A 5181-nucleotide genomic window follows, 5' to 3' on the forward strand; every position below is an offset into this window, starting at 1 on the left:
GAGCACTATCTACGTTGCAGGCTCGCGGCCTAAGGGTGGATACGACTTCCAGCCCCTCCCCCGATGATCAGTCGGGGACTATTACCCCTGTGGAGGTATTAGTCGAGATACAAGGGTGGATGGCGCTCTTCTCATCCACCAAGCGGTGCTACTGGGGAGCACTCTGTGATGGCGACCCTGCGGCCTGTCTGGGGCTCGCTGGTGATGGGTTTCGCTGCGCTCTGCGCCATCCTGCGGTTGGTGCCTGCGGTTGGTTCAGGCACTGGGCTTACTGGGGTGAAGGGTGGATGGCGCTCTTTCCATCCACCAGGCGACGCTGTCTGTGGCACCGAGTCGGGGCAGCCCTGCGGTCTGCTTGGCGACTGAAGTCGCCCCTACAGCCCTACAGGGTGCCCCTCGGGTTTCGTCATGCGCCCTGGGGCATTTCCCCGCGCTTGAGGCGCGCGTTGATGTCGTCGATCACCTGCGGCAGGTCGGCGATGGTGTCGATCAGGTAGTGCGGGCGCGCGCCTTCGAACTGCTGGGCGATGCGCGCGCGTGCCTGGTCCAGCTCGCCGGCGGGCAGGGCCTTGAACTGCTCCCAGGTCAGGCCCAGGGCGTTGCCGGAGCAGGTCAGGGCGACCGTCCACATGCCGGCGCTGCGGCCTTCTAGGATGCCCGGCCAGGTGTCGTCCACCTTCACGCAGGCGGCCACGTCGCTGATGCCCAGGGCGATGACGTTGGCCAGCGCCTGCGCCGGGTGCGGACGGCCGTTGGGCACTTCGTCCGTGGCCACCACATGGTCGGCGACGTAGCCGTTCTTCTCCGCCAGCTCCACCACCTTGGCCATCACCGCCGCCGGATAGCCGGAGCAGGAGCCGATCTTCAGCCCCTTGCCGCGCAGGCTGGCGATGGCCTCCAGGGCACCGGGGATCAGCGCCGAGTGCAGGGCGATCTTCTCGATCTGCAGGGGCATGAAGCGTTCGTAGATCGCAGTGACGTCGTCGTCCGTGGGCAGGCGGCCGAAGGCGGCGCGGTAGCGCTCGGCGATGGCGGGGATATCACACAGGGTGCGGATGTGGTCCCACTTGCCCATGCCCATCGGGCCGCGCGCTTCCTCCAGGCTCACGGCGACGCCGAACTCGGCGAAGGCCTCGACGAAGATCTGCGTCGGCGCGAAGGAGCCGAAGTCGACCACGGTGCCGGCCCAGTCGAGGATCGCGGCTTGCAGCTGGGTGGGGTGCTGGTAGTTCATGGGTGTCTCCTTGGGAGTGAAGTCAGGAACGGGTGCCGAGGGGCTGGCCGCCATGGGTGGGGGAGGGGATGAGACCGTCGAGGACCTTCAGGGTCTTGGGCCGGCTGTTCCAGAACGGCACCAGCATCAGGCTGGCAAGCAGGGCCGCGACGGTGAAGCCGATGAATACGGTGGTGGTGTCGAAGTAGCCGGGCAGCAGGCCGCCGAGGATGGCGCCGACCGAGCCGCAGCCGTTGACGAAGCCGGCGGCGGTGCCGGCCGCCTCGGTGGTGCCGAAGTCGATGGCGGCGGAGCTGCTGATCATCGAGTCGGGGCCGTAGAGGGTCAGGCCCAGCATGAACAGCAGGCCGACCACCAGGTACAGGCTGCCGCTCTGCATGGCCGGCACGAACAGGCCCAGGCACAGGGTCAGCGCCACCAGGCTGATGACGCAGGCGGGCATGCGCCGCGCGCCGAACCAGCGGTCGGAGGCGATGCCGATGAGGATCGGCCCCACCAGCCCGGCCACCTCGAAGGCGGTGGGCACGATGGCCGAGGCGACCTTGCCCACGGCGGGCATGCGCTCGTAGACCATCATCGGGCCCCACAGCAGGATCGCGTAGCGCGCCGGCTTGAGCAGGAAGTAGGCGAGGCCGAGGACCAGCACCGTGCGGTTGCCCATGATCTTGCGCAGCGAGACCCAGTGGCTGTCGCGCTCGATCTTCAGCTCGCGGGAGGTCTTCACTTCCACCTCGACCGGCTCCAGTCCCACGTCCTCGGGGCGGTTGCGCTGCAGCAGCCAGAACAGCACCGCCACCACCAGCACCACCGCGGCGCTGGAGACGAAGGCCGCACGCCAGTCGCCGAGCACCTGGTAGGCCCACCAGCCGGAGAAGGGCGTGGAGACCAGGCCGCCGAAGGCGTAGCAGGTGCTCCAGTAGCCCAGCACCCGGCCACGCTCGCGGGTGGCGAAGAAACAGCCGATGTTCTTGCACAGCCCGCTCCAGCCGGTGGACTGCGCCAGGCCCTGGATCACCATGCAGGTGGCGAAGATCGGCAGGGTGGCGAAGGTGCCCATGGCCAGCGCGGCGAGCGCGGAGACCAGCAGGCCGCCGAAGACGATCACGCGGGGGCCGAAGCGGTCGGCGAAGATGCCCCAGGTGAACTGGCCGATGGCGTAGGCGGTGAGATAGAGGGCATCGAGGTTGGCCATCGCCGATTTGTCGAGCTCGAAATCGACGTCCTCGCCGATGCCCAGCTTGGCCACCGAGAAGGCCTTGCGGGTGAAGTAGAAGGCGGCATAGGCCAGCCAGGTGATGAGGAAGATCTGTACACGCCAGCGGTGGATGGATTTCCACCCGTGCTGGAAGACACCTGCAGCGTTGTTCATGGTTCTGACCCCTGTGGGTTGGCGACAGTGCGTGAGGGAGGCTGTTGTTGTTCTTGGTACTTCCTGGCTGTCTAAACGCCTGGCCTGGTCAGAAGGGCAGAGGCCGTGCGTCAGGCATGGTGCTGATCGTCTCGGGTGGGCGGGCTCCTCGCCGGCGCGGCCGGCTGACGCGGAAAAAGAGGCCGCCCGCTCGGGGTGGCGGGCGGCCCAAGGGGGCGGGTCAGGCCGCCGTTTTCTCGAGGGTCACGCCCATCGCCTGCAGGGACTCGGCGATGGCGCGCAGCAGCTGGCGGACGATGGGCTCGTCGATCTGGCCGATGCAGCCGATGCGGAAGCTCTCGGCCTGGGTCAGCTTGCCGGGGTAGATGACGAACTGGCGGGCCTTGAGCTCGTCGTAGAAACGCTTGAACTCGAAGGCCGGGTGCGCAGGGCTGAAGAAGGTGGTGATGATCGGCGACAGCCAGTGGTCCTCCAGCAGCGTCTCGAAGCCCAGCTCGCGCATCCCGGCCACCAGCACGTCGCGGTTGCGCGTGTAGCGCGCCAGGCGGCCCTGCACGCCACCCTCGGCCGCGTGCTGTTCCAGCGCCGCATGGAAGGCCACCACGCTGTGGGTGGGCGGGGTGAAGCGCCACTGGCCGGTGCGCTCCATGTAGCGCCACTGCTCCAGCAGGTCGAGGCTCAGGGAGTGGGCGCGGCCGGCGGACTCCTCCAGCAGGTCGCGACGGATGATCACGAAACCGAAGCCGGGGATGCCCTCGATGCACTTGTTGGCCGAGGACACCAGGACATCGAAGGGCACCTCGTCCACCGACAACGGCACCGCGCCGAAGGAGCTCATGGCGTCCACGATCAGGCGCTTGCCATGGGCCTTCACCACGGCCGCCAGCTCGCGCAGCGGGTTGAGGATGCCGGAGCTGGTCTCGCAGTGGACCAGGAACACGGTGGTGACATCGGGATTGGCGCGCAGCAGGGCGTCCACCTCCTCGGGCTGCGGCGGCAGGTAGTCGCCCTTGTCCAGCGCGATATGGGCGCGGCCCAGGTAGTCGAGGGTCTTGGCGGCGCGCTGGCCGTAGGCGCCGTTCATCAGGATCAGCGCCTTGCCGTCGCGGGGGATGGCGGTGGCCAGGGCCGCTTCCACCGAGAAGGTGCCGCTGCCTTGCAGGGGCACGCAGGCGTAGCTGTCGTCGTGCACGCCGGCCATGGCCAGCAGCTGCTGGCGGATCTCGGCGGTGACGCGGTTGAAGTCGGCGTCCCACGAGCCCCAGTCACGCAGCATGGCTTCCTTGGTGGCACGCGAGGTGGTCAGCGGGCCGGGGGTCAGCAGGTAGGGCTCGCCCTGGACCGGCGCGGCGAGGGGCGTATGCGATGCGGGGAATTCGGCGTGGCTCATGATCGTCTCCAGCGGATGCGGGTGGGCGGGGCTGGCGCTGATCAAAGCAATTGGCTAGAAATAAATGAAATCGATTTATGGTATTTCACAAACAAGCTGAGCTTATTAATAGGGGCGGTGATGTCGGTTTCCCAGGCGCAACTCAAGGCCTTTCACGCCGTGGCGGTGCACGGCAACTTCACCCGCGCGGCGGAGCAGCTGTTCCTCAGCCAGCCGGCGGTCTCCGACCAGGTGCGCAAGCTGGAGGAGCGCTTCGGCGTGCTGCTGTTCAACCGCAACAAGCGCTCGGTGCAGCTCACCGAACTGGGTGAGCGCCTGCTGGCCATCACCCTGCGCCTGTTCGCCGCCGAGAACGAGGCCGAGGAACTGCTCACCAGTTCCCGCGCCCTGCAAAGCGGCAGCCTCACCCTGGCAGTGGACGCGCCCATGCACCTGCTGCCCTACATCGCGCGCTTCTGCGAGCGCTACCCCGGCATCCGCGTGCGCCTGGTGACCGGCAACAGCGACGAATCCCTGCGCCGGCTGTTCGACTACCAGGCCGACTTCGCCGTGCTCGGCCGCCCGGTGGACGACGACCGCCTGATCGCCCATGTGCTCAGCAGCGGCCCGCTGGTGGCCTTCGTCACCGAAGGCCACCCCTGGGCACGGCGCGACGCCATCCACCTCGCCGACCTGCACCGCACCCCGCTGGTGCTGCGCGAACAGGGCTCCATGACCCGGCAGATGCTGGAAGACGAAATGCGCCGCCTGGGCCTCGACACCCACCCCGCCATCGAAGTGGAAGGCCGCGAAGCGGTGTTCGAGATGGTCGTCGCCGGCCTCGGCGTCGGCATCGTCTCCGCCGCCGAACTCGGCTCCAGCCGCGGCGTGCACGTACTGCCCATCCTCGACTTCGAACCGCGCATGACCGAGACGCTGGTGTGCCTGAAGGAGCAGGGGGCGAGGCGGGTGATCGGGGCGTTTTTGGAGGTGGTGGGTGCTCATTCCGGATGAATTTCTTCTTTCTGAATAATTTTTTCATTCCCCCCTAAACAAATCCGCGAATCGCGGAATAGAGCTCCCCAGAGGCGCACACATTTACCGTGCGCGATGAATTTCGGGCCGCACTTTCGGCCTTCAAGGGGATGCAAGGACATGGTTGCAATCGTTGCCGGCAATGGACTGGGTCTGTTCAACGCGTCGCTGAAC

The 5181-nt window shown here is 67.2% G+C and carries 5 protein-coding genes; 1 reads left to right on the top strand and 4 read right to left on the bottom strand.

All coding sequences use genetic code 11. The annotated features are described in order from the left end of the window. Positions 1–406: 406 nt before the first annotated feature. The 3 genes from phnX to DMX10_RS31805 all read right to left on the bottom strand — a co-directional run bounded on the left by phnX (position 407) and on the right by DMX10_RS31805 (position 3993). A complete protein-coding gene (gene phnX / locus DMX10_RS31795) occupies positions 407–1234 on the bottom strand; it encodes a phosphonoacetaldehyde hydrolase (RefSeq protein ID WP_111264827.1) in 828 nt (275 codons plus the stop codon). 22 nt (positions 1235–1256) lie between these two features. Next, entirely contained in the window at positions 1257–2603 is a 1347-nt protein-coding gene (locus DMX10_RS31800; protein ID WP_111264828.1) for an MFS transporter, read from the bottom strand. A gap of 220 nt (positions 2604–2823) precedes the next feature. Next, positions 2824–3993: a 2-aminoethylphosphonate--pyruvate transaminase gene (locus tag DMX10_RS31805; protein ID WP_111264829.1), complete on the bottom strand. Its 1170-nt coding sequence runs from the start codon at positions 3991–3993 to the stop codon at positions 2824–2826. Between the two features lie 120 nt (positions 3994–4113). Between DMX10_RS31805 and DMX10_RS31810 the strand changes: the two genes are divergently transcribed. Then, positions 4114–4986 carry a LysR substrate-binding domain-containing protein gene (locus DMX10_RS31810; protein WP_111264830.1) on the top strand — a complete coding sequence of 291 codons (873 nt, stop codon included), beginning with the start codon at positions 4114–4116 and terminating at the stop codon, positions 4984–4986. Here DMX10_RS31810 and DMX10_RS33085 read toward each other — a convergent pair. Next, on the bottom strand, positions 4974–5181 hold a 208-nt coding region (locus tag DMX10_RS33085), incomplete at its 5' end, for a hypothetical protein (RefSeq protein WP_218281354.1). The two genes, DMX10_RS31810 and DMX10_RS33085, sit on opposite strands and share 13 nt — an antisense overlap.

Origin of the sequence: Pseudomonas sp. 57B-090624 (assembly GCF_003234055.1) — a bacterium.
Taxonomy (GTDB): Bacteria; Pseudomonadota; Gammaproteobacteria; order Pseudomonadales; family Pseudomonadaceae; genus Metapseudomonas; species Metapseudomonas tohonis.